Raw genomic sequence first — 20,997 nt, 5'->3', positions numbered from 1 at the left:
AGGCTGATGGGCCGAATGGGCCTTTTCCCGGGATTTTTCTAGGACCCAGTCCAACCCATGCATATCCGAGCAGAACTGCCCACCGATGCTGAGGCAATCGAGCAGGTGACGATCCAGGCCTTCAAAGACGCACCGCATACCGATCACACCGAGCATTTCATCGTGCGTGAGCTGCGCGCAGCCGGGGCTCTTGCCCTGTCCCTTGTCACAGAGATTGACGAGCAAATCGTCGGCCATGTCGCCATCTCACCCGTCAACATCAGCGACGGCAGCCAGCACTGGTTTGGCCTGGGGCCCATCTGCGTCCTTCCCCAAAAACAGCGACAGGGTATTGGCAGTGCACTCATGCAGGCAGCCATCAGCGCTCTGCAAGCGCAGTCTGCGCAGGGATGCGTGCTGCTTGGTGATCCTGACTACTACCGGCGCTTTGGTTTCCGGACGTTACAGGGCCTGGTGCTGCCCGGAGTGCCTGCCGAGTACTTTCAAGCCCTGTCTTTCAAAGGCCCGCTGCCACAAGGCGAAGTGAGTTATCACAGGGCATTCAATGCCCGGGACTGAGCCTAGCGGTATTGACAGTCTGTCGGCTCGGCGGCGAGGCTGCATCGGTTCTCTGCCATTGGCGCAGCACCGATGACAAAGCCGATGTGCCGGCCAGACCTGCATTGGGCCTATCGCCCCCACCAGCAAGCAAAGCTTTTGGGCTTTACGGCAACGCGACACCTCGTCTTCATTGAAATCAGGGCTTCTTGGTAAATACGAGACACAGATACCAAGCATGCTATTTAAGATATGCGACAGATTGGGTAGTTGTCTGACACCGTCCAGAATGATTTGCATCGCAAGCACAAGGAGTTCAGCATGAGCCATGTCGCAGCAAAGATGGTGACCGGTGCGCTGGTGGCGCTATCGGGCTTTGCTTCCGCACAGACTCAGCAGCCATCGGCTGCGCCCAAGCCATTGCCTTCCCCTGCGACTCAGGCACTGGTCCCCCAGGGGGTCTATGCGCAGATCGACACCAGACTGGGGCAGGAAGCTCTTCGCTTGCTGTCGCAGGGTACGCCTCAGCAGCAGCAATCTGTGCTCGAGCGCGTACGCGCCGCGCCCGAGCGCTTTCAACCGCCCGTGTTCTATGTGCTGTCGCAAACACTGTTCAAGGCAGGTCTGAGGGATGAGGCGGCCTTCTGGTTCTACGCCGGCCAGCTGCGTGCCCGCTTCGACGCCAATCGCTGTGCTGACGTCACTGCCAGGCAAGCGGTCGATGTGATGAACCAGAGTTATGGAGCCCCCATCAATCGCCACCTGTTCCAGGATCTGGACAAGGCTCAGGAGTTGATCGCCAGGGTCGTGGACTGGGATCGCCGCACGCCCCACGCCTACGACCCGCACTGGATCAACCTGCACGGCATGCAGGCGGTTCAGGCCTCCCGGGACCCGCAACTGGCCGCCAGGCTGACGATGGAATCTCTGAGCCTGCCAGCCGCGCAATGGCCTGCCCTGGCCGAGCAGACGCGCACCAAGTATCTGCAGGGCTTTCAGGAAGCCATCAGCCAGCTCAAAGCCGAGTCAAAATCCAAGTGAAGATCGCTACAGCCCCAGGTCTCTATCCCTTATGTAGCAATCGCTTTCGGCTACTGTTTTTGAATATTCTTCCGGCACGACTCCGCGCAGCCTTGATGGCAGCCCCTATTGGCACATGCCCTGTTTGCCCTAGGATGACTCAAACCTCTGCCCCCTGAGCCACTGCAATGCGGCTCAAAAGGAGTCCTCATGCACAAGCTCTTTGCGCTGTTGGCGACCACCGCCCTCGTCGCCTTGCTGACCGCCTGCCTGGTACCCGAGCGCTTCTCCGCCAGCGTGGAAGTGCAAGCCGATGGCAGCTACAGCTACCACTTTGACGGCACGGTAGTCAATGCCATGGCAGTGATGAAGCTCAGAAAACAAGGCGTGCTGAGCGAGAGAGAGCACCAGGAGCTGGCGGCGCAAGCGCAGCAACTGAGCCGCGAACCCGAGGTCAGGAAAGCCGTCTACAAAGGCAATGCACGCTATGCGCTGGAGATTGCCGGCCAGCGAAAGCCCGGTGAAGGCCTGAGATTGCTGGACATGTTCACCGTGCAGACGGACAGAAATGGCGTGATGACGATTGCCGCCAAGCCGCTCAAGGACAAGGAAAAGAGAGACTTCGCGCAACTGGGCATCACCATGAACGGCAGCCTGAAGATCAGCCTGCCCGGCAATGCCGAGGTACTCTCGCAAAACGCCAGCTCCACGCCCACGCTGGGCCTGGGCGCGTACAGCTGGAAAATCGGCAGCCTGAACGTACGACCCGAGATCAGGCTGCGCTTCAAGCCGTGAAGGCTATCGCAGTGCTCGGACTTGGCATTTCGGGAGAAGATGTCTGTACGATTTCCCCTGTCTGCCCGCCAAGCCCCTCATGACCCCAAACCTTCCATCGACAGCCCCGCAACTGCCTTTCTCCCAGGCCTGCGAAAACAATCAGGCCGCTATTTTCGAGGTGCTGAAGTCCGCCTTTCAGCACAGCAGGCATGTGCTGGAGATAGGCTCCGGCACCGGCCAGCACAGTGTGCACTTCGCACCGCGCCTGCCGCAGCTGATCTGGCAGACCAGCGACTTGCTCGACAGTCATGCAGGCATCCAGGCTTGGCACGCCGCCCACGGAGCACCCAATCTGCGTGCTCCGCTGGAGTTCGACCTGGCGACCGATGCCTGGCCCACCACTACGGATCCATCAGGCTTTGATGCCGTCTTTACCAGCAATACCTGTCATATCGTGGCCTGGCCGCTGGTGCAGCACATGTTCGGGCTGGTGGGCTCGCACTTGCCCGAACGCGGCGTGTTTGCCATCTATGGCCCGTTCAACTATGGCGGCCATTTCACCAGCGACAGCAACCGCGCCTTCGACGCCTGGCTGCGCCAGCGTGATGCGCGCAGCGGCCTGCGCGACTTTGAAGCCATCGAGGCCCTGGCCGCTCAGCACGGCCTGCAGCTTGAACTCGATCAGGCCATGCCGGCCAACAACCGCACGCTGCTCTTTCGCAAACGCTGAAAGCTCTCTCCATGGCCGCCATCTTTGCCTACCAATGCAGCAAATGCGATGAGATTCACGAAGGATCGCCAAGCTTTGCTTTCGATGCCCCTGCGCCCTACAGACGCCTGAACGAGCAAGAGCGCGAGGAATGGGCCGAGCTGAGCGACGACCTCTGCGTCATCGCCCACCCCAAAGGCACGCAATACTATGTGCGCGCCATTCTGGAAGTTCCGATTCATGGCGTGGACGAGCCCTTTCTCTGGGGCATCTGGGTCTCGGCCAGCGAAGCCAGTTTTCAGCGCTATCTGGACTCCTTCGACAAACCGCCCGAAGACCCTATTTTCTTTGGCTGGCTGTCCAATCTGATTGCTGTCTACCCCACGCAAAAGTCACGCCCGGCCGATGTGCATATCCAGGCCGACGGTACACGCCCTCGCGTGGTGCTGCACCGCAGCGATGAGCAAAGCGATGCGCTGGTCGTCGATCAGCATGAAGGCATTTCGATCGCGCGTGCCCAGCAACTGGCCGAGCAATCGCTGCATGGCCTGTAAGCCGAGCAAGGCCCAGGCACTGGCTCATCAAGAGCTATCGGTGTCCATTGATGAGCAACAAAAAACCGCCAGAGGAAAATCTTCTGGCGGCTTCTGGTCTTTATGGGATCAGGCGTGAGCGCTTATCCGTTATTCCAGCCGCTCTGGTAGAACTGCTGAATGAAGGACCAGGCCTCGGCCGGATCGTCGGTGTAGCGGAACAGGTTCAGATCCTTGGCGGAAATAGTGCCCTCTTCCACCAGCACATCGAAGTTCAGCACCCGTTTCCAGAACTCCGTGCCGAACAAAATCACGGGCACGGGCTTGCTCTTGTGGGTCTGCACCAGCGTCAGCACCTCAAACAGCTCGTCCATGGTGCCGAAGCCGCCAGGGAAGGCTACCAGCGCCTTGGCACGCATCATGAAATGCATTTTGCGCAGCGCAAAATAGTGGAATTTGAAGCTCAGCCCCGGCGTGATGTAAGGGTTGCCATGCTGTTCATGCGGCAGATAGATGTTCAGCCCCACATTGGGAGCTCCTGCATCATGCGCGCCGCGGTTGGCCGCCTCCATGATGCCGGGACCACCGCCTGTGCAGATGTAGACGCGCTCGCCGGGTGCCTGCTTCATGCCTTCGGTCGCCACGATGCGCGCAAAAGCGCGTGCCGCCTCATAGCGCTCGGCATTGCGCATGCCGCGCTCAGCCAGCGCCATGCGCTGGGTATCGCCGCTGGCCTTGGCTTGTGCAAGCTGCTGACGCGCCTGCTCCATATCCACAAAGCGTGCGCTGCCGTAGACAACCACCGTGTGCTCGATGCCGCGCTCGATCTGGGTCAGATCTGGCTTGAGCATTTCCAGCTGCATGCGGATGCCACGGGTTTCGCGGCGGAACATGAACTCCGGATCGGCGAATGCAAGGCGGTTGGATTGAGGCTCCAGCTCTTTGCCGTTATGGGCCTGGTTGTGCAGCTCGGCCCAGGCATTGGCCAGATCGGTATCGGACAGGGGTGAAGAAATTTGCATGGACCCTCGGTTCTTAGAATGCTGAGCAGCACGGACTACAGCAATCCCTAAAGATTTCGTAGCGCTGACCGCCCATCCGTCAAGTACTTCAAGCTCAAATGCACCTGTAGTGCAGATGATGCTTGCACTATACGCTCACAAAGCTATAGCCCATGAGAGTATTTCGCCTCTAAACGCTGAAGCAGTTTGCCGCAATAGTGGCAAATGGTCTGCCAGCTTAACGGCTGAACCCGATGCTCCAGCTGAGCATACCCATGTAGGTCATGAACAGAGAGCCCACCAGATGTACGCTGGCCCAGCCCAGGGCTGCGACCAGGCGCTGCTGCTGCAGCAGGCCGATGACCTCGGCCGAGTAGCTGGAGAACGTGGTCAGAGCACCAAGAAAGCCGGTGATGATGGCCAGTTTCCAGGCCGGATCCAGCTGGGGCATGGCCTGAAACAGCGCGATGAAGACGCCGATCAGATAGCCGCCGATCAGATTGGCGGCAAGAGTGCCCCAGGGCATGCTGGAGCCGGCACTCAGCCATATTCCCAACCCCCAGCGCGACAGGGCGCCCAGGCAGGCACCGATGCAGATGGCAACAATATTGAGCATGGCTGCCAATCTAGCGCAAGGCTGCGGCCCTGAGAGGCTTGGGCGGCAGGATTTCAGGCTTTATTCGCCACAGACTTCTCAACGGCCTCGGCGGCCTCTTCTTCGTCCAGGGGTTCGTTGCGCACCAGGTTGCTGAGCGTGGGCGGCACGCTCTCTCCCGCACGGCGCGAGCGAAACAGCGCCGCGCGCATGAGAAAGATGGTGGTGATGGGCACGGTCACGGCAATGAAGATGGCAATCAGCACCGAGTGCATGACAAAGCCCTGGCCGCTGACGGAAAAATAAATCCAGGTGGCATGCATGATGAGCCAGCAGCCCATGGTGGCGATGATGGAGGGCGCGTGCACGCGCTCGAAATAGCTTTTGAGCCGCAGCAAACCCACGGAGCCCATGAGCGCAATCAACGAGCCTGCGAACACCAGGGCCGCCACCAGAATCTGGGCCCACAGCGGCAGATCCACGCCAATGACATCGGTACTCATTCGATCACCTCGCCGCGCAGCAGGAACTTGGCCATGGCCGTGGAGCCGACGCAGCCGAACAGAGCCACCAGCAAGGCCGCCTCGAAGTAGTTGGTGCTGTCATACAGAATGCCCATGACCAGCATGGCCAGCATGCCGTTGAGGTACATGCAGTCCAGCGCCAGCACGCGGTCTTGCGCATGCGGCCCCTTGAGCAGGCGCAGCACCGAGCAGCCCATGGCCGCCAGCAGCATGACCAGAGATGCCATCAGCACCCAATAAAACCAGGGGTTCATTCAAAAATCTCCATCAGCAGGCTTTCGTAGCGGGACTTCACGAAGTCGGCCAGCTTCTTGGCATCCTCCACCTCCAGCGCATGCAGCAGCAGCATGGAGCGGTCACGCGAAATCTCGGCCCAGGACGTGCCGGGCGTCAGGCAGACAATCATGGCCAGCACCGCCAGCCCGTTGGGATCGCGCAGCTCGAGCGGAATATGGACAAAGGCCGCCGGATGCTTGCGCATGCGCGGCAACAACAGAAAACGCACCACGTTGAAGTTGGAGACCGAGGTATCGCAGACCACACGGAATGCCAGCTTGAGAATGCTCAGCGGATGGCTGACTCGCACCGGCAAGGGGCGCAGGCCGCGCAGCAGCACGGGAATCAACAGACCCAGGATCAGGCCCAGCAAGATCTGGCCGGCACTGACCGATCGGTTGAGCAGCAGCCATAGCACCAGCAGCGCTATCGACAGCAGCGGTGCCGGGAAGATGGATTTCATGACGGTCTTCATGGGCGGCCCTCCTCTTTCTGAGCCGATGCCGCGGTCTGAGTAGCGGCATCCTGCCCAGCTTCGCTTTCATCGCCAATACCGGGGACGGGCTGTGCCTGCATTTCCAGTGCTGCAGCACGTGCCGCCGCCTCGGGACCCGCGGCCTCCTGAGCCTTCTTTTCCTTGGGCGCAGGTACCGGGGTAAGACCCAAGACGGTACGCACATAGACATCGGGCGAATGCAGTGCATTGGCCGCTCGCTGGGTATAGCGCATCACGTCATCGGCTTTGACCGTCAGCACCATACAGCACAGCAGCAGCGCAGCGATGGGCAGGCCTTCCGCCACCTTGAGTGATGGCGCGCTCTGCTCCGGATTGGCCCAGAAGTGTCGGATGCCAGCGCGCGTGAGGGCCACCAACGCCATCAAACCGGTGATGATGAGCAAGGCCACCATGCTCCAGCCCAGCGGACCGGCCTTCACACCACTGGAGGTCCCCATGCCCAGCGGATTGAGCAAACTGGTCAGCATGGCGAATTTGCCGAGAAAGCCGGACAGTGGCGGCAGGCCCGAGATCAGCAAGGTGCAGGCCATGAAGCTCAGGCCCAGAAAAGCCGCCGCAGCCGGGAAAGCCCGGCCGATCATGAGCTCTTCCTCATCGTCGAGATTGAAGCCTTCGGTGGGCAACAGCTCTGCATTGAGGAACGGCGCTTCATTGTCCTCATAGGGCTCGCCCGCATCGTCATCCACGCGCCAGCGGTCCACCACATCGGCAATCAGGAACAGGGCCGCCACGGCCAGCGTGGAGCCCGGCAGGTAATACAGCAGCCCGGCCGTCAGCAGGTTCTGCCCGAAGCCCGTTGCGGCCAGCAGGGTGCCGGACGAAAGAATGGCGGCGAAGCCCGCCAGATGGGTCAACCGTTGCGAGCCGAGCATCCCTATCGCGCCAAAGGCCATGGTCAGCATGCCGCCCACGATCAGCCAAGTGCTGCCGAACAGGGCCGATGCCCCGGCTTCCGAGCTGAACAGCAAGGTCCACAGGCGCAAGATGACATAGACCCCCACCTTGGTCATGAGCGCAAACAAGGCTCCCACCGGTGCAGTCGCCGCGCTGTAGCCCGGCACCAGCCAGAAGTTCAGCGGCCATAGCGCCGCCTTGATCAGAAAGGCCGTTCCCAGCACGCCCGCTGCCGCATGCAGCAGGCCGCGGTCGGCGTCCTGCACCTGCGGAATGGCGCGGGCCAGATCGGCCATATTGAGCGTTCCGGTAATGCCGTAGAGCATGGACACGCCGATCAGGAACAGCGAAGACGCGGCCAGATTGATGGCGATGTAGTGAAGACCGGCCTGAATGCGCGTGCTGCCGGAGCCATGCAGCAGCAAACCGTAAGAGGCTGCCAGCATGATCTCGAAGAACACAAACAGATTGAACAGGTCTGCCGTGATGAAGGCACCGCTGAGCCCCATCAACTGCAGCTGGAACAAGGGGTGGAAGTGCACTCCGGCCTTGTGCCAGCGCGCAGCGGAAAACACCAACGCGGCCAGTGCCACCACATAGGTGACCAGCAGCATCAGGGCAGTCAGCCTGTCCAGCGCCAGCGCGATGCCAAAGGGCGCCGGCCAGTTGCCGGGCATATAGACCGACATGGTGACGGCAGAGCCCGCCTGGTTGGTCCAGCCCAGCAGCATGACCACGATCACCAGGCTGATCGTGGTGGACAGGATGTTCATGCCCAGCTTCAGGCGCTGGCGCTCCTCGCGCAAAAACAGCATCAGCGCTGCCGTCAGCATGGGCAGCATGATGGGGGCCAGCATCAGGTGCGGCATCAGACGCTCAATCCACCCGCTCATAGCATTTCCTGTTCGGTTCGCGAGTGCGCGCCATCCACATGGTCATTGCCGGAAGCGCCGCGCGATGCCAGCAGCACGACCAGGAACAGCGCCGTCATGGCAAAGCCGATGACGATGGCGGTCAGCACCAGGGCCTGAGGCATGGGGTCTGCATAGTGCGACAAATCGGTCGGCACACCGTTTTGCAGCACCGGCACCTTGTTGATCGACAGGCCCTGACGGCCCATGGAGAAGATGAACAGATTGACGGCATAGGACAGCAGCGCCAGCCCCATGATGACCTGGTAGCTACGCGGGCGCAGCAGCAGCCAGACGCCGGAGCCGGTGAGCACACCGATGGCAATGGCCAGAACGATTTCCATTAAATACCTCCCCTTGCCAGTGCTGCAGCTGTGGCAGCCTGCACCTCGGCCTCGGCCTTCTTGGCCTCTTGTTCCTGCTCTTCCAGCAAGCGCGCATGGAAGCGATGTCCGCGCACCGACTGGTGAGCGATCGCTGTCAGGATCAGCATGGTGGATCCCACCACCAACGCAAACACGCCAATATCGAAGAACGTGGCACTGGCGAAATGCACATGTCCCACCAACGGCAGCGAAAAGTCAAAGCTGTGGCTGGTCAGGAAAGGGTAGCCAACGGCCACCGAGCCCAGGCCCGTGCCCAGCGCAAACAACAGACCCGCGGCAATCCAGCGACGTGGATACAGCGGCAGGTGCGCCTCCACCCAATGCGTGCCCGAGATGATGTATTGCATCAGCAAGGCGACCGAGAACACCAGCCCCGCCACAAACCCGCCGCCAGGCTGGTTATGGCCGCGCACAAAGATATAGGCAGCCACCAGCGTCGCAAACGGCAGCAGCAGCCGCACCAGCACGGCCGGCACCATCAGGTAGCCCACGGCTGTATCGCTGGCATTGCGCGGGTTGAGCAGGTCGGTCTGCAAATCGCCAGGCACATAACGCTGCTGCTCCGGAATGTCCATGGCCTCGCGTGCAGGACGGAAGCGGCGCAGCAGCGCATAGATGACGATGGCCACAATGCCCAGCACCACGATTTCGCCAAAGGTGTCGAAGCCGCGGAAGTCCACCAGCATCACATTGACCACATTCGTGCCGCCACCGCCGCCCAGCGAATTCTCGAGGAAAAAGGTGGAGGTGCTTTCATAGAAAGGCCGGCTCATCATGGCAAACGCCAGCCAAGCCATGCCACCGCCGGCAATCAACGCCAGCACCAGATCGCGCAGGCGGCGTGCCTTGGCCCTGGCATCGGCGCTATCGGCCGTACGCATATTCTTGTCCCGTTTGGGCAGCCAGCGCAGCCCCAGCAGGATCAGCACCGTGGTGGCGACTTCGACCACCAGTTGGGTCAGAGCCAGATCGGGAGCCGAGAACCAGAGGAAGGTCAGCACCGTGCACAGGCCCGTGCCGCCGAGCATGATCAATGCGGTCATCCGGTGGTACTTGGCTTTCCAGGCCGTGCCCAGCGCACACAGGCAGCCAATTGCCCAGAGCAATACGAAAGCCGAAGACACGGGCAAAGTGCCGCGATTGCCCAGCTTCATGCCCCATAGCCACATCGGCAATGCGGCTGCCACCAGAGCAACGCAGACCAGCCACAGCATCTGCCACTGCAGGCGGCGCGTGGACAGATTGCGGCGCCCAGCCCGGCCCAGCCAGGTGATGCGGGCCAGCAGATTCTCGAAGATCCTGCGACCGCTGACACGGCCCAGCACGGGCGTGGTGTCGAAGTGCCCGACCGTGCGCTGCCAGCGCAGCATGGTGTAGAGCACGATACCGCCGGCCAGTGCCACCAGGCTCATGATGAGCGGCATATTCCAGCCATGCCAGATGGCCAGGCTGTACTGCGGCAAGTCACCGCCTACGACTGGAGTGGCAGCGACAGCCAGAAAACCGCCCACCGCCCAGGCCGGGAAGATGCCGACAATCAGGCAAGCCAGCACGAGCAATTCCACCGGTACACGCATCCAGTGCGGCGGCTCGTGCGGCTCGTGAGGGAGATCGTTTGCCTGGGGCCCAAAGAAGACATCGAACGTAAAGCGCAGCGAATAGGCCACGCTGAACATTCCCGCCACAGTCGCAACCACCGGCAGCACAGTCTTGACCCAGGGCGCTGCATCCAGATAGACGGTCTCGGCAAAGAACATTTCCTTGGAAATGAATCCGTTGAGCAGCGGCACACCCGCCATGGCAGCACTGGCCACACAGGCCAGCGTGGCCGTGATCGGCATCATGAAGCGCAGACCCGAGAGACGCCGGATGTCACGCGTGCCGCTTTCATGGTCAACAATGCCTGCAGCCATGAACAGCGAAGCCTTGAAGGTCGCATGGTTCATGATGTGGAAAACTGCGGCCACAGCGGCCAGTTTGCTGTTCAGGCCCAGCAGCAAGGTAATCAGGCCCAGATGCGAAATCGTCGAATACGCGAGCAAACCCTTGAGATCATGCTGGAACATCGCGCAATAGCCGCCGATCAGCAGCGTCATGGCACCGGCTCCACCGACCAACCAGAACCAGGCATCGGTGTCTGCCAGCACCGGCCACAGCCGTGCCAGCAAAAACACGCCGGCCTTGACCATGGTTGCCGAGTGCAGATAGGCCGACACAGGCGTAGGCGCAGCCATGGCATTGGGCAGCCAGAACTGGAAGGGGAATTGAGCACTTTTGGTAAGCGCACCCAGCAAAATCAGCACCAATGCCAGCAGATAGAGGTGACTGTCGCGAATCTGCTGCCCAGCAGCCAGCACATTGTCGAGGTCATAGCTGCCCACGATGTGACCCAGCACCAGCATGCCCACCAGCATGGCCAGCCCGCCCGTGCCCGTAACCGTCAACGCCATGCGCGCGCCCCGGCGTGCGTCCTTGCGGTGATACCAGTAGCCAATCAGCAAAAACGAGAAAAGACTGGTCAGTTCCCAGAAAAACACCAGCTGGATGATATTTCCCGAGAGAACCACTCCCGCCATGGCCCCCATGAAAGCCAGAAAAAACGAGAAAAAGCGCGGCACAGGATCAGTGGGCGACATGTAGTAGCGCGCGTACAGCACCACCAGCGCACCAATGCCGAAAACCAGCATGGAGAACAGCCAGGCAAACCCGTCCATGCGGATCACCAGATTCAGCCCCAGCGCCGGCAGCCAGGAAATCTCCTGCCTGAGCACCGCTCCATCGGCCATTTCCGGGAACAGCATCCCTACCTGAATTGCGCATATCAGCGCGATGACACCCGCGAGTGTTGATTCAGTATTGCGCGCATTCGCAGGCAATAAAGCAGCCAAAAGGCTGCCGGCAAAAGGTAGGAGGATGAGGTATATCAAGGGCATGGGCGGATCATTCTAGAGGTTAGCGTTATTTTTTCCGCTATAAAAACCTGAGCATTTCATAGACTTTAGACCGCCGTTCACCTTCAGTTGATGACAGAAAATCCATCAAAACAGCGGGTTGCATGCAGATAAAGAAGTGCTTCCACAATCGCCCTTGCGCGCTGCACCGATGTCATGCATCTGCTGCAAACCATTTTTGCCAAACTCAATCAATCTGCCAAGCCATGCATGTACGCAGCTATCGTCGCGGAGATGAAATCGCGCTATGGCAGGTGTTTCACGATGCGGTTCATCAGCTGACTGCGAACCACTACAGCCAGGAGCAACTGGACGCCTGGGCACCGCAGCGACCGGACTGGACACAGTGGCGTCAGCGCATTCAGGCGCTCCAGCCCTTTGTCGCCGTTTGCGACAATGATCAGGCCATGGCCTATGCCGATCTGCAAGCCAATGGCTATATCGACCACTTTTTTGTAGCTCCGCAATACGCGCGCCAGGGCGTGGGCCGATTGCTGCTTGCACATATCGAGCTAGCAGCACGGCAAAGCGGCCTGCATGAGCTGAGCGCCGATGTCAGTCTCAATGCCCAGCCCTTCTTCGCACATTTCGGCTTTGAGCTACAGCGCCGGCAAATCCCCGTCGTACGTGGCATTGCCCTGCAAAACGCGCGCATGCGAAAAACGCTTTGAACCTGGCTCAGACCCAACTACCGGCACCACCCCAACCGATACAACAAACATGAACTGGCTCTGGAAACCTGAAACCTCCAATCCGCAGAAATGGCTGATCGTCGTTTTCATGGCAGTGATGATGGGCGCACTCGCCCCCATTTTCTGGCGCAGCTTCATACCCGATGCACATTGGCAGCTGACCGCGCTGTATCTGGCGCTGGCACTTACGGCAGCCTATGGCATCTGGCTGCGACTCCATAGGCTGGGGCTTTGGCAACCGGCAGGCCCCTGGCTCAGCTACGGCCCCATCAAGCGCTGGCTGATGGCCTTGCTATGCACCGCTTTTATGGCTTTCATGCTCTGGCTCAACCTGGCGGCCACCCTGCCCATGGCCTATACGGCGGTCCTGGGAAGCAATACCAGCATGCAGACTCTTGCCGAAAAAAAACGGGGCTCGGGCCGCCACGCCTGCCGCCATCAGCTCAAGCTGACCGAGGTTGACTACCTGTTTTTCGAGTTCTGCATTGATAAAGATGGCTACGACAGCCTGCCATCCGCCCCATTGCCCGCCTCGCTGTCCATGCGCGAAAGCTACTTTGGCAGGCTGGTGGACAGCATTCGCCTGGCGACCTCACAGCAAAAAGATGAGCAATGACCGCTGTGCCAGAATAAAAAAACATATGTTTGACTATTGAGATCTCCAGTAGACAATCGCTTTCAGCTCCTTTTTTTGTATTTTCAAGCCGCCATGCAAATTCTTCTGCCGCCACTGATGCTGATTTCCGCAATGGGCTTTGTACTCAGTGCAATCACACATTTGGCTGCACTTGCGGGGCAGATCGATACGCTTGAAACACATTTGCCTCAAGATGCCCTGAAGATATTCACAAGCGTCATGACCATCGGGATTTTTGCCGTCTGGGTGCCTGCGGCACTGATTGCTCAGCGCATCAACAACGGCGATCGCCTGCAGTTTTCCTGGAAGAAGGTGCTCGCAGGCTGCCCCGCCTGGATGCGCAACTCTGCCTATGCGGTCTTCATTTACGCTTTTGCCAACTTTTTTCTCGGCATTGTGGGCGGCATGGCCAAGCAGCAACACGGCTTGCGTATGTTCTCGGGCCACTGGATGATCTTCTACGGCATGGCGTTTTGCATCTTCTTCTCAAGCTGGAACCGGCCTTCCATGCTCAAGACCCGCCACTGCCCGGCCGGGCATGAAGTCGGTCATGGTGATAATTTCTGTCCGGTCTGCGGCTTGCCTGCAGCCCAGGACAGCCCGAATTCCTGATAGACCATAGCCCTGGAAGCGCCGCCGGCACGCAAAGCGGCGCATACTGACGACCGCACCATCGCCTCCACCTACCTCTTGCACCATGCCTACTCCTCACTCCCCCATCGGTATTTTTGATAGCGGTGTGGGCGGTCTCAGTGTGCTGCAGGCACTGCGCCATGAGTTGCCGCACGAGCAATTTGTCTATCTGGCCGACAGCGGCAATGCACCCTATGGCGATGCACGCGGCGATGCGTTTGTGCAGGAGCGCAGCTTGGCCATTGCAAAGTACCTGCTGGAGCGGCACGACATCAAGATTCTCGTGGTTGCCTGCAATACCGCCACCGCTGCAGCCGTGGAGCTGTTGCGCGAGCGCCTTCCGCAACTGCCCGTCATTGGCGTGGAACCGGCCATCAAACCAGCCTCTTTTTCCAGCCAGACCCATCATGTGGGCGTGATGGCCACCCGGGGCACCATCTCCAGCCAGCGCGTGGCGCGCCTGGTCTCGGAGCATGGCCAGCGCGCCGAGTTTCACCTCCAAGCCTGCGACGGCCTGGCCAGGGCGATCGAGCAAAGCACGGAGCAGGCATTGCCCGAGGATGCAAGCGCCACGGAGATCAGAGCGCTGTGCGCAAAGTACACAAGCGCTTTAGGGAGTTTCGGCCTTAAGACAGGGCAGATGGATACGCTGGTGCTGGGCTGTACCCACTATGTGTTTGTCAAGGACGATTTGCGTGCCCTGCTGGGGCCCGATATTCAGTTCCTGGACACGGGTGCCCCCGTGGCACGCCAGACCCGACGCATGCTGGAGCAGCGCAATCTGCTGGGAGCCGAGACCGATGGATCGCTGCAGCTGGCCCAGGCCGATCAGATTCAGCTCATGACAACCGGCCGCCTGACGGCCATGCAAGCTGCGGCCCAGCGTTGGCTGGATCTGCCCGTCGACTGCAGCCAGGCCGTCAACGTGTGCTCGCCCAGCACAGTGCCCACCCTCGCCTGATCTGCGCAATCAGATCCAGAGCTGCTGGCCGCCCTGGTCCAGATAACTGAGATAAAAACGCACATCGAACTCCAACTGGTGGTAATCAGACTCCATATGCGTGCATAACTGATAGAAAGCCTTGTCGTGATCCATGATGCGGATATGCGCCAGCTCATGCACGCAAATCATGCGCAAAAAGGCATCTGGCGCCTGCTTGAACATGGCCGCCACATGAATCTCGTGCCGGGCATTGAGCCTGCCGCCGTGCACAATCGCACGCCGCGTATGCAGACCCAGAGCATTGCGCACCACATGAATCCTGCTGTCATAGGCCACCTTGTGCAATTGGCCTGCATTGCGCAAATACTGGGCCTTGAGCGCATCGACATAGTCATATAGCGCCCTGTCCGTGCGAACCGCGTGGGCCTGCGGATATTTGCGCAGCAGCCACTCACCGGCCTTGCCCGCGAGCAGCCAGTCGCGCACCTGATTCTGCAGCGATGGCGCGTAGCCCGAGAGATAGGGCAATGCCAGCGGCACAGATGCACTCACCCCTTCTTCACCCATGCTGGCGCGCGCAGCCCTGCCCTTGCGCAGCTGCTCGACCACGGCTCCTGAATACTTGGGGGTAGGAATGGGCTTCATGACAAAAGACAAGCCCTCCGCCACAGTCTCGGGACTGCAGCACAGAGGGCTTTGACGGCGAATGACCGATGAATCAATGCAGATGGCGCGGGCGGCGATTGCCGCCATGACCGGAGGCCGAGCCCCCCGATCCACCCCGTGGTGGCTTGCCCAGCTCCAGCGAGCTGACCAGGGCTTCGAAGCGCTGCGAGAACAGCTTGTCGATCTCCTGCACCACTCCGCCGAGCTCTGCGCCGTCAAAGTGACGCTCCATCATGTTGATGACATCCTGCACCAGCAGATCGCGCTGCACCTGCATGATGGCTGCGGGATTGGGACCGACAAACAGCATCAGGAAGTCATCGCGGCTTTGCGCCTCGGCAGGAGCTTCTTCCTCGTCGAACTCGGTGTCGTAGAAGGTCACCTCGATGGGCGCGCCCTGCTCGGCCAGCTCGTTGAGCCCCATGCACATATCGTCCAGGGCCTGGCGGAAGTCATCGTCACCACGCACGGTCCAGCACATCTGCAGCAGATGCTCCTTGGCGTCGAACTGAATGCCGGGCTCTTCTTCATAGAGACTTCCCTCGCCGTCAGTCAATGAGCGCGCACCAGCATAGGCCCACAAGGGACGCAATGCATCTTGCAGCTGCTCATACGTAACATCAGCACGGAGCAGAACCTGTCCGTGGACATGAATTTCAAAAGCAGCGTTGTAACTAGACATCTTTTTTTCTCTGGGAGTGCAGGCCTCGTCAGCATGACAGAACTGCAAGCCATATTGCATCGAAGCCAGGACTTTTCCAAGCACCTTGGCAAGCCTTGACGCCCACGGCCCTACGGCATCGCAGTGGCTGAATTTTCCCACCTTCAGCAAGACTGCGGGGAGCAACGGCTACTCAAGTCACAAATAAAAAAGCCCGCTACACAAGATATAGCAGGCTTTTCAATTCTGGTGCCCCGAACCGGAATCGAACCGGTACGCTTCGTTAAAAGCGGCAGATTTTAAGTCTGCAGTGTCTACCAATTTCACCATCGGGGCCCACTTCACAACCGGCGCTGTGCGCCAGCGAGAAGTATTGCATCAGCCATGCGACCAACGCAATAAAAAAGGGAAGCTTTTGCTTCCCTTTTCGAAATCTGGAGCGGGAAAACGGGTTCGAACCGTCGACCTATACCTTGGCAAGGTATCGCTCTACCAACTGAGCTATTCCCGCGTTTCTGAAAAGCCGTTCGCCTTTCAGAGCAGACACGAATTATAGCCATGATTTTGGGTCGGTTTTCGAAAACCGTAAGGCTTTTTCAGATAGTCCAGTTCAGGCCGGCTGTAAAACAGGTGCGAGGCGACTCTTGACGATCTGCAGCAGATCGCGCTTTTGCACCTTGTTGGAGGCATTGACGGGCAGGCCCTCGAGCTGGAGGACAAAGCGCGGCACCTTGTAGTTGGCCATATTGGCGCGGCACCAGGCGATGAAGGCCTCCTGATCCAGTGTCACCCCGTTGCATGTCACCACGCAGGCGCAGCCTACCTCGCCCATGCGCTCATCGGCCACGCCGACCACGGCAACCTGCGCCACCTCGGGGTGGTTGGATAGCATGCGCTCGATTTCTGCGGGGTAGCAGTTGAAGCCGCCCACGATGAACATATCCTTGAGGCGGTCGGTAATACGCAGATAGCCGCGCTCGTCAAGCACGCCCACATCGCCGGTATGCAACCAGCCATCGGCATCAATGGTTTCCGCCGTGGCCTTTTCATCCTCGAAGTAGCCCTGCATGATGTGATAGCCGCGCAGCAGCACCTCCCCCGCTTCGCCTGGGGCAACAGGCTGTCCTTGCTCGTCCACACAGCGCACCTCGGTCCCTGGCAGGGCCTTGCCGCAGGTGTTGGCCACGGTTTCCACATTGTCGGAGGGCTCGCAGAGCGTGGCACAACCACCGCACTCCGTCAGGCCGTAGGCCGTGGTGACATTCATGATGCCCAGTTCCTCGCGCATGCGCCTGATGAGAATGGGAGGTACTGTGGAAGCACCGGTCACGGAGGACTTCAGCGAACTCAGATCGAAATTCTTGAGCCCGGGATGCGCCAGCATGGACAGGAACAAGGTAGGCGGCCCGGGCAGGAAGCTGATACGGTCGCTCTCGATGCGATGCAAGATGGCCTGCGCATCAAACACCTGCTCGGGATAGACGGTAGAGCCCTGCAGCAGGGCAGCCACCCAGCCTGCCTTGTAGCCGAAGGTGTGAAAGAACGGATTGACGATCAGGTATCGGCTGCCTTCGGTCAAACCCACCACATCCGACCAGGCCTTGAAAGCCAGGATCGTCGGGCGGTGCGCGCACATCACCCCCTTGGGGCGTCCCGTGGTGCCCGAGGTAAACATCAGATCGGCCGTATCGTCGGGCTTGATCCGGGATTCGCGCTGCTGCTGGGCCTGGTCGCTGGTGTCCTCGGCCCTGGCCATGAACTGCGCCCAGCTCAGGTCTGCACTGGGCAACACCTTGTCACCAAGTACCACCACCTGCTGCAGTGTGACAGGACGCAGGCCACTCAGCAGATCCGGGTAGTAGTTGTTCAGGAAGTCACCCACGCACACCAGCACCCTGGCACGGCTGCGCTCGAGAATATCGGCAGCCTCGGCGCCCTTCATGCGGGTGTTCAGGGGCACCAGCACGCCGCCGGCAGCATGCACACCGCAGGCGGCAACGATCCACTCGCTGAGATTCGGTGCCCACAGAGCCACACGGTCGCCAGCCTGCACACCCAGACTCATCAAGGCACGTGCGGCCAGGCGGCTCAGCTGCTGCAGCTGGGCATAGCTGATGGACTTGCCGTTTTCGACAATCGCCGCGCGACCGGCAAAGCGGCTGACCACGTCAGCCAGCATGCCGGGCAAGGTCAGCGAGGACTCGGGCATCGCGTTCTGGTTGGGTTTTGACATAAGTTACTCCGGAAATTTGACGCGCAGCTTCTCGCTGGTGGGCACGGATTGACAGGCAAGCGTCCACTTCTTGGACAGATCCTTGGCATCCAGCACTTCGTTGTGTCGCAGATGTACGCTGCCGTCCTGCACCTGGCACATGCAGGATGCGCACATGCCGGCCTGACAGGAGTAGGGCACATTGATGCCGGCGCGCAGTCCGGCCTCCAGAATGGTCTCCGTGCCACTGCAGCTGAATTCGTATTCCTGGCCGTCCAGACGCAGCTGCACCAGGGCTTGGTCGACAGCAGCCTCCACGGGAACAGTTGCCTCTTGCATCAACTGCAGAGTCTCCTCGTCAGGCAAAGAGACAAAGCGCTCCACATGTACCTGCTCGACAGGCATGCCGGCCTCGATCAACGCGGCCTGTGCGGCATCCATGAAGGGACCCGGCCCGCAGATAAAGGCCTGGCCTGCATCGACCACCCAGGGCGAGGCCCAGGCTGCGAGCTGCTTTTGCGAAGGCGCGCCTTGCACGGAGTCCAGCCAGTGAAGGACCTGCAGGCGATCCGGATACTCGGCCGCCAGCTGCTGCAGGTCCTTCTTGAAGATGACCGAACGCTCGTCGCGGTTGGCATAGAACAGCACCACGTTGCCCTGATGCTGCTTGAGAACAGTGCGCAAGATGGAGAACACCGGTGTAATTCCGCTGCCACCGGCCAGCAGCAAAAAGTTCTGAGACAGATTCCGGGGCGAGAACAGGCCCGAGGGAGGCATCAGCTCAACGGAATCACCCACCTGAACCCTGTCGCAAACCCAGTTGGAACCTCGTCCCTTGTCGACGCGCTTGACAGTCACCCGCAAGGCATCGTCGAGCACCGGGGCACTGGACATGGAGTAGCAGCGAGGCACATAGCGGCCCTCGATAGGCAGTCGCAGGGTCAGAAACTGGCCGGGACGATAGCTGAATTGCTCAGCCAGGGCCTCCGGCACCTCAAACACAATTGACTTGGTATCGTGCGTCTCGTCGATCACCGCGCGCACGCGCAGCGGGTGATACCGCGATGCGGTTGTTGTGGCTTCACTGCTCATTTCTTCTTACCCCTTACTCACTCACTCTTTTTGTGCAACCTTGCACTGGCGCCCCGGCACAAGATCGTCCCCAATCCACGGGGTCAGGAACTGACGCTCTCCACAGCGCCTGCCTGCGGGCACACTACCTGGGCAGCAGGGGACTCGCCCCTTTGCAGTGCAGCCGCCTTGCCCGCTCGGCGGCCCGAGAACACGCAGTCGGCCAGAGACAAGCCGCTCACGTAACGCGAGGAAGCCACACCAATGGCGGTACGCCCCGCGGCATACAACCCGGGAATGTCATGGCCGGCGCCGTCGATCACTGCACCGTTGTCCTCGTTGACCTTGAGCCCCCCCAGGCTCAGGACGGCCAGCGGGAACATCTTCTGGCTGATGGAGATATCGATGGCAAACAGCGAGCCATCCTTGAACTCATGGCGCATGTCCTGGGACTTGCCCAACGGGTCTTCGATCTCACCGCGTGCAGCGGCATTGGCACGATCGAACTGCAGTTGCAGCACTGCTGCATCCATGCGAAGCTTTTTGGCCAGGTCGGCGACGGATTTGCCCTTGATCGCGACCTTGTACATCAGCGCCAGCGCGGGCATGGACTGGAAGGCCCACAAACCGCCAAACAGGCACTGCCACGCAGCCTGCCTGCGCAGCTTGCTATCAATGATGAGCCAAGCCTGCCCCCCCTGCTTCTCCATCATCTCGTAGCCGAGCTTGGCGCCGTAGACCTGCTCATTGCAAAAGCGCTCGCCTTGGGTGTTGACCACCAGACCCTTGGGCCAGACCGAGGGTGGCGTGATGAAGCGCCAGGCCGAGATATTGTTCAGATCCTGGGCGATCCCTCCCACGGATTGCCCCAGCCGCAGACCAGAGCCATCGCAGCCCGCAGCACCGGTCAGCCAGCCGGGCTTGTAAGCCGGCGCATGCCGCTCCAGCAATTCCGAATTGAAGATATAGCCGCCAGTGGACAGCACCACCCCTTTGCGGGCACGGATGTAGCGCTTCTCGCCGATCTCGCTCTCGATCTGCGCAGCTTCACGACGACCCGCCTGGGCACGCGGCGCCTGATACAGGCGCCACTTGGCCACCAGCTCATCGAGCTTCTTGTGGCGTTCGGTACGTGGATCGCCTTCGGGCAACACCATCACCTCCACGCCCAATACACGGCCACTGTCCTTCTCGCGCACCAGGCGCTGGACACGTGCCTGCGTCAATGCGCGGGCTCCGTGCGCCAATGTGGATTTTTGCAGCGCGGCAAAGAACGTCGCTCCCGACTGCCCCTTGGCCACCACGCGATGACCGCGCGGTGGGGGCTTCTTGAGCAGTTGCGGGTTGCCGTAGGCGGGCACCACCTCGTTGCCCGAGTAGTACAGATACATGCCATCGGCCGGATAGGAGGTCTTGTACGCAGGCATGGTCGACGCAAAAGTAGCGCCCTGCTTTTCCAGCCAGTTCAGGTTGGTCACACTGTCGCGGCTGAAGCGAGCCAGAGTCTCGTCACTGACCACACCATTGACCTCATGCTTGAGGTAGGCAGTCATGGCTTCGGGTGAATCCTCGAAGCCGGCTTCCTTCTGGTAGCGGGTACCGCCACCGGCATAGACCACACCGCCCGACAGCACACTGGCGCCGCCACCGCTGAAGCGCTCGATCACAAGAACTTCTGCCCCCTGCTCGCGCGCCTCAATCGCTGCACTGGCACCTGCCCCTCCCCAGCCAACCACCACTACATCGCTGGCATCGGACCACTGAACCTCATCGGCCGACCCCACATCCAGGACTGCACCCACAGGATTGATGGTGCTGACATGCTTTTTGACATTGGACATCTCTGCGCCT

General features: G+C 60.3%; 22 protein-coding genes and 2 tRNA genes. 9 read left to right on the top strand and 15 right to left on the bottom strand.

Annotated features, from left to right (window positions below; genetic code table 11):
* The first annotated feature begins 57 nt into the window (after window positions 1-57).
* The 5 genes from AC1RTQ_RS20965 (at window position 58) to AC1RTQ_RS20945 (ending at window position 3,597) form a co-directional block, all read left to right on the top strand.
* Window positions 58-558 carry a GNAT family N-acetyltransferase gene (locus AC1RTQ_RS20965; RefSeq protein WP_492878577.1) on the top strand — a complete coding sequence of 167 codons (501 nt, stop codon included), beginning with the start codon at window positions 58-60 and terminating at the stop codon, window positions 556-558.
* Between the two features lie 300 nt (window positions 559-858).
* Complete coding sequence (locus AC1RTQ_RS20960) at window positions 859-1,578, top strand: hypothetical protein (protein WP_304349666.1); 720 nt, start codon at window positions 859-861, stop codon at window positions 1,576-1,578.
* A 189-nt stretch (window positions 1,579-1,767) separates the two neighbouring features.
* Window positions 1,768-2,352: a hypothetical protein gene (locus AC1RTQ_RS20955; protein ID WP_492878575.1), complete on the top strand. Its 585-nt coding sequence runs from the start codon at window positions 1,768-1,770 to the stop codon at window positions 2,350-2,352.
* A gap of 79 nt (window positions 2,353-2,431) precedes the next feature.
* The gene (locus AC1RTQ_RS20950) at window positions 2,432-3,064 is read left to right on the top strand and encodes a DUF938 domain-containing protein (protein ID WP_492878573.1); all 633 of its coding nucleotides are present in this window, start codon (window positions 2,432-2,434) and stop codon (window positions 3,062-3,064) included.
* 11 nt (window positions 3,065-3,075) lie between these two features.
* A complete protein-coding gene (locus AC1RTQ_RS20945) occupies window positions 3,076-3,597 on the top strand; it encodes a DUF2199 domain-containing protein (protein WP_492878571.1) in 522 nt (173 codons plus the stop codon).
* A 122-nt stretch (window positions 3,598-3,719) separates the two neighbouring features.
* Here AC1RTQ_RS20945 and AC1RTQ_RS20940 read toward each other — a convergent pair whose 3' ends face one another.
* The 8 genes from AC1RTQ_RS20940 to AC1RTQ_RS20905 form a co-directional block, all read right to left on the bottom strand.
* The gene (locus tag AC1RTQ_RS20940) at window positions 3,720-4,598 is read right to left on the bottom strand and encodes an LOG family protein (protein ID WP_302091662.1); all 879 of its coding nucleotides are present in this window, start codon (window positions 4,596-4,598) and stop codon (window positions 3,720-3,722) included.
* Window positions 4,599-4,815: 217 nt separating this feature from the next.
* Complete coding sequence (crcB, locus tag AC1RTQ_RS20935; protein ID WP_492878569.1) at window positions 4,816-5,193, bottom strand: fluoride efflux transporter CrcB; 378 nt, start codon at window positions 5,191-5,193, stop codon at window positions 4,816-4,818.
* 53 nt (window positions 5,194-5,246) lie between these two features.
* Window positions 5,247-5,675: a monovalent cation/H(+) antiporter subunit G gene (gene mnhG, locus AC1RTQ_RS20930; RefSeq protein ID WP_492878567.1), complete on the bottom strand. Its 429-nt coding sequence runs from the start codon at window positions 5,673-5,675 to the stop codon at window positions 5,247-5,249.
* Window positions 5,672-5,950, bottom strand: coding sequence for a K+/H+ antiporter subunit F (locus AC1RTQ_RS20925; protein ID WP_003057255.1), 279 nt, complete (start codon window positions 5,948-5,950; stop codon window positions 5,672-5,674). The genes mnhG and AC1RTQ_RS20925 overlap by 4 nt, the downstream gene beginning before the upstream one ends.
* Window positions 5,947-6,447, bottom strand: coding sequence for a Na+/H+ antiporter subunit E (locus AC1RTQ_RS20920; RefSeq protein WP_302091665.1), 501 nt, complete (start codon window positions 6,445-6,447; stop codon window positions 5,947-5,949). The genes AC1RTQ_RS20925 and AC1RTQ_RS20920 overlap by 4 nt, the downstream gene beginning before the upstream one ends.
* The gene (locus AC1RTQ_RS20915; protein ID WP_492878564.1) at window positions 6,444-8,276 is read right to left on the bottom strand and encodes a monovalent cation/H+ antiporter subunit D; all 1,833 of its coding nucleotides are present in this window, start codon (window positions 8,274-8,276) and stop codon (window positions 6,444-6,446) included. The genes AC1RTQ_RS20920 and AC1RTQ_RS20915 overlap by 4 nt, the downstream gene beginning before the upstream one ends.
* Window positions 8,273-8,638: a Na+/H+ antiporter subunit C gene (locus AC1RTQ_RS20910; RefSeq protein WP_003057261.1), complete on the bottom strand. Its 366-nt coding sequence runs from the start codon at window positions 8,636-8,638 to the stop codon at window positions 8,273-8,275. Before AC1RTQ_RS20910 ends, AC1RTQ_RS20915 begins: the two co-directional genes overlap by 4 nt.
* Window positions 8,638-11,613 carry a monovalent cation/H+ antiporter subunit A gene (locus tag AC1RTQ_RS20905; RefSeq protein ID WP_302091667.1) on the bottom strand — a complete coding sequence of 992 codons (2,976 nt, stop codon included), beginning with the start codon at window positions 11,611-11,613 and terminating at the stop codon, window positions 8,638-8,640. Before AC1RTQ_RS20905 ends, AC1RTQ_RS20910 begins: the two co-directional genes overlap by 1 nt.
* Before the next feature lie 224 nt (window positions 11,614-11,837).
* Between AC1RTQ_RS20905 and AC1RTQ_RS20900 the strand changes: the two genes are divergently transcribed.
* From AC1RTQ_RS20900 to murI, 4 genes are all read left to right on the top strand, one after another.
* Window positions 11,838-12,302 (top strand): GNAT family N-acetyltransferase, encoded by a 465-nt coding sequence (locus AC1RTQ_RS20900; protein ID WP_492878562.1) that lies wholly within the window; start codon window positions 11,838-11,840, stop codon window positions 12,300-12,302.
* A 49-nt stretch (window positions 12,303-12,351) separates the two neighbouring features.
* A complete protein-coding gene (locus AC1RTQ_RS20895) occupies window positions 12,352-12,939 on the top strand; it encodes a hypothetical protein (protein WP_492878560.1) in 588 nt (195 codons plus the stop codon).
* A gap of 240 nt (window positions 12,940-13,179) precedes the next feature.
* Complete coding sequence (locus AC1RTQ_RS20890; protein WP_492878558.1) at window positions 13,180-13,572, top strand: hypothetical protein; 393 nt, start codon at window positions 13,180-13,182, stop codon at window positions 13,570-13,572.
* A gap of 85 nt (window positions 13,573-13,657) precedes the next feature.
* Window positions 13,658-14,554 carry a glutamate racemase gene (murI, locus tag AC1RTQ_RS20885; RefSeq protein ID WP_492878556.1) on the top strand — a complete coding sequence of 299 codons (897 nt, stop codon included), beginning with the start codon at window positions 13,658-13,660 and terminating at the stop codon, window positions 14,552-14,554.
* 9 nt (window positions 14,555-14,563) lie between these two features.
* Here murI and AC1RTQ_RS20880 read toward each other — a convergent pair whose 3' ends face one another.
* The 7 genes from AC1RTQ_RS20880 to AC1RTQ_RS20850 form a co-directional block, all read right to left on the bottom strand.
* Window positions 14,564-15,181 (bottom strand): YgjP-like metallopeptidase domain-containing protein, encoded by a 618-nt coding sequence (locus AC1RTQ_RS20880; RefSeq protein WP_302091672.1) that lies wholly within the window; start codon window positions 15,179-15,181, stop codon window positions 14,564-14,566.
* 73 nt (window positions 15,182-15,254) lie between these two features.
* Window positions 15,255-15,884 (bottom strand): DUF6806 family protein, encoded by a 630-nt coding sequence (locus AC1RTQ_RS20875; protein WP_302091673.1) that lies wholly within the window; start codon window positions 15,882-15,884, stop codon window positions 15,255-15,257.
* Between the two features lie 226 nt (window positions 15,885-16,110).
* Window positions 16,111-16,199: transfer RNA gene (locus tag AC1RTQ_RS20870), tRNA-Leu, on the bottom strand.
* Window positions 16,200-16,298: 99 nt separating this feature from the next.
* Window positions 16,299-16,374 (bottom strand) — tRNA-Gly (locus AC1RTQ_RS20865).
* Window positions 16,375-16,473: 99 nt separating this feature from the next.
* Window positions 16,474-18,096: a FadD3 family acyl-CoA ligase gene (locus AC1RTQ_RS20860; RefSeq protein WP_492878554.1), complete on the bottom strand. Its 1,623-nt coding sequence runs from the start codon at window positions 18,094-18,096 to the stop codon at window positions 16,474-16,476.
* A gap of 3 nt (window positions 18,097-18,099) precedes the next feature.
* Window positions 18,100-19,167, bottom strand: a complete 1,068-nt coding sequence (locus tag AC1RTQ_RS20855; protein ID WP_492878552.1) for a 2Fe-2S iron-sulfur cluster-binding protein — start codon at window positions 19,165-19,167, stop codon at window positions 18,100-18,102.
* An 83-nt stretch (window positions 19,168-19,250) separates the two neighbouring features.
* Window positions 19,251-20,987 carry an FAD-binding protein gene (locus tag AC1RTQ_RS20850; RefSeq protein WP_492878550.1) on the bottom strand — a complete coding sequence of 579 codons (1,737 nt, stop codon included), beginning with the start codon at window positions 20,985-20,987 and terminating at the stop codon, window positions 19,251-19,253.
* Window positions 20,988-20,997 lie beyond the last annotated feature (10 nt).

The sequence above is a fragment of the Comamonas sp. GW821-FHT11H03 genome, from assembly GCF_058807955.1.
The sequence above is the reverse complement of the archived record's forward strand: the minus strand, read 5'-3'. Positions and strand labels throughout refer to the sequence as shown.

Excerpts from the sequence above, each read along its gene's own strand:
- AC1RTQ_RS20900 (WP_492878562.1), top strand. The coding sequence starts at position 11,838 with ATGCATGTACGCAGCTATCGTCGCGGAGATGAAATCGCGCTATGGCAG.
- mnhG (WP_492878567.1), bottom strand. The coding sequence starts at position 5,675 with ATGAGTACCGATGTCATTGGCGTGGATCTGCCGCTGTGGGCCCAGATT.
- AC1RTQ_RS20850 (WP_492878550.1), bottom strand. The coding sequence starts at position 20,987 with ATGTCCAATGTCAAAAAGCATGTCAGCACCATCAATCCTGTGGGTGCA.
- murI (WP_492878556.1), top strand. The coding sequence starts at position 13,658 with ATGCCTACTCCTCACTCCCCCATCGGTATTTTTGATAGCGGTGTGGGC.
- AC1RTQ_RS20965 (WP_492878577.1), top strand. The coding sequence starts at position 58 with ATGCATATCCGAGCAGAACTGCCCACCGATGCTGAGGCAATCGAGCAG.
- AC1RTQ_RS20955 (WP_492878575.1), top strand. The coding sequence starts at position 1,768 with ATGCACAAGCTCTTTGCGCTGTTGGCGACCACCGCCCTCGTCGCCTTG.
- AC1RTQ_RS20940 (WP_302091662.1), bottom strand. The coding sequence starts at position 4,598 with ATGCAAATTTCTTCACCCCTGTCCGATACCGATCTGGCCAATGCCTGG.
- AC1RTQ_RS20875 (WP_302091673.1), bottom strand. The coding sequence starts at position 15,884 with ATGTCTAGTTACAACGCTGCTTTTGAAATTCATGTCCACGGACAGGTT.
- AC1RTQ_RS20910 (WP_003057261.1), bottom strand. The coding sequence starts at position 8,638 with ATGGAAATCGTTCTGGCCATTGCCATCGGTGTGCTCACCGGCTCCGGC.
- crcB (WP_492878569.1), bottom strand. The coding sequence starts at position 5,193 with ATGCTCAATATTGTTGCCATCTGCATCGGTGCCTGCCTGGGCGCCCTG.
- AC1RTQ_RS20890 (WP_492878558.1), top strand. The coding sequence starts at position 13,180 with ATGACCATCGGGATTTTTGCCGTCTGGGTGCCTGCGGCACTGATTGCT.
- AC1RTQ_RS20905 (WP_302091667.1), bottom strand. The coding sequence starts at position 11,613 with ATGCCCTTGATATACCTCATCCTCCTACCTTTTGCCGGCAGCCTTTTG.
- AC1RTQ_RS20880 (WP_302091672.1), bottom strand. The coding sequence starts at position 15,181 with ATGAAGCCCATTCCTACCCCCAAGTATTCAGGAGCCGTGGTCGAGCAG.
- AC1RTQ_RS20960 (WP_304349666.1), top strand. The coding sequence starts at position 859 with ATGAGCCATGTCGCAGCAAAGATGGTGACCGGTGCGCTGGTGGCGCTA.
- AC1RTQ_RS20925 (WP_003057255.1), bottom strand. The coding sequence starts at position 5,950 with ATGAACCCCTGGTTTTATTGGGTGCTGATGGCATCTCTGGTCATGCTG.
- AC1RTQ_RS20915 (WP_492878564.1), bottom strand. The coding sequence starts at position 8,276 with ATGAGCGGGTGGATTGAGCGTCTGATGCCGCACCTGATGCTGGCCCCC.
- AC1RTQ_RS20950 (WP_492878573.1), top strand. The coding sequence starts at position 2,432 with ATGACCCCAAACCTTCCATCGACAGCCCCGCAACTGCCTTTCTCCCAG.
- AC1RTQ_RS20860 (WP_492878554.1), bottom strand. The coding sequence starts at position 18,096 with ATGTCAAAACCCAACCAGAACGCGATGCCCGAGTCCTCGCTGACCTTG.
- AC1RTQ_RS20895 (WP_492878560.1), top strand. The coding sequence starts at position 12,352 with ATGAACTGGCTCTGGAAACCTGAAACCTCCAATCCGCAGAAATGGCTG.
- AC1RTQ_RS20920 (WP_302091665.1), bottom strand. The coding sequence starts at position 6,447 with ATGAAGACCGTCATGAAATCCATCTTCCCGGCACCGCTGCTGTCGATA.
- AC1RTQ_RS20945 (WP_492878571.1), top strand. The coding sequence starts at position 3,076 with ATGGCCGCCATCTTTGCCTACCAATGCAGCAAATGCGATGAGATTCAC.
- AC1RTQ_RS20855 (WP_492878552.1), bottom strand. The coding sequence starts at position 19,167 with ATGAGCAGTGAAGCCACAACAACCGCATCGCGGTATCACCCGCTGCGC.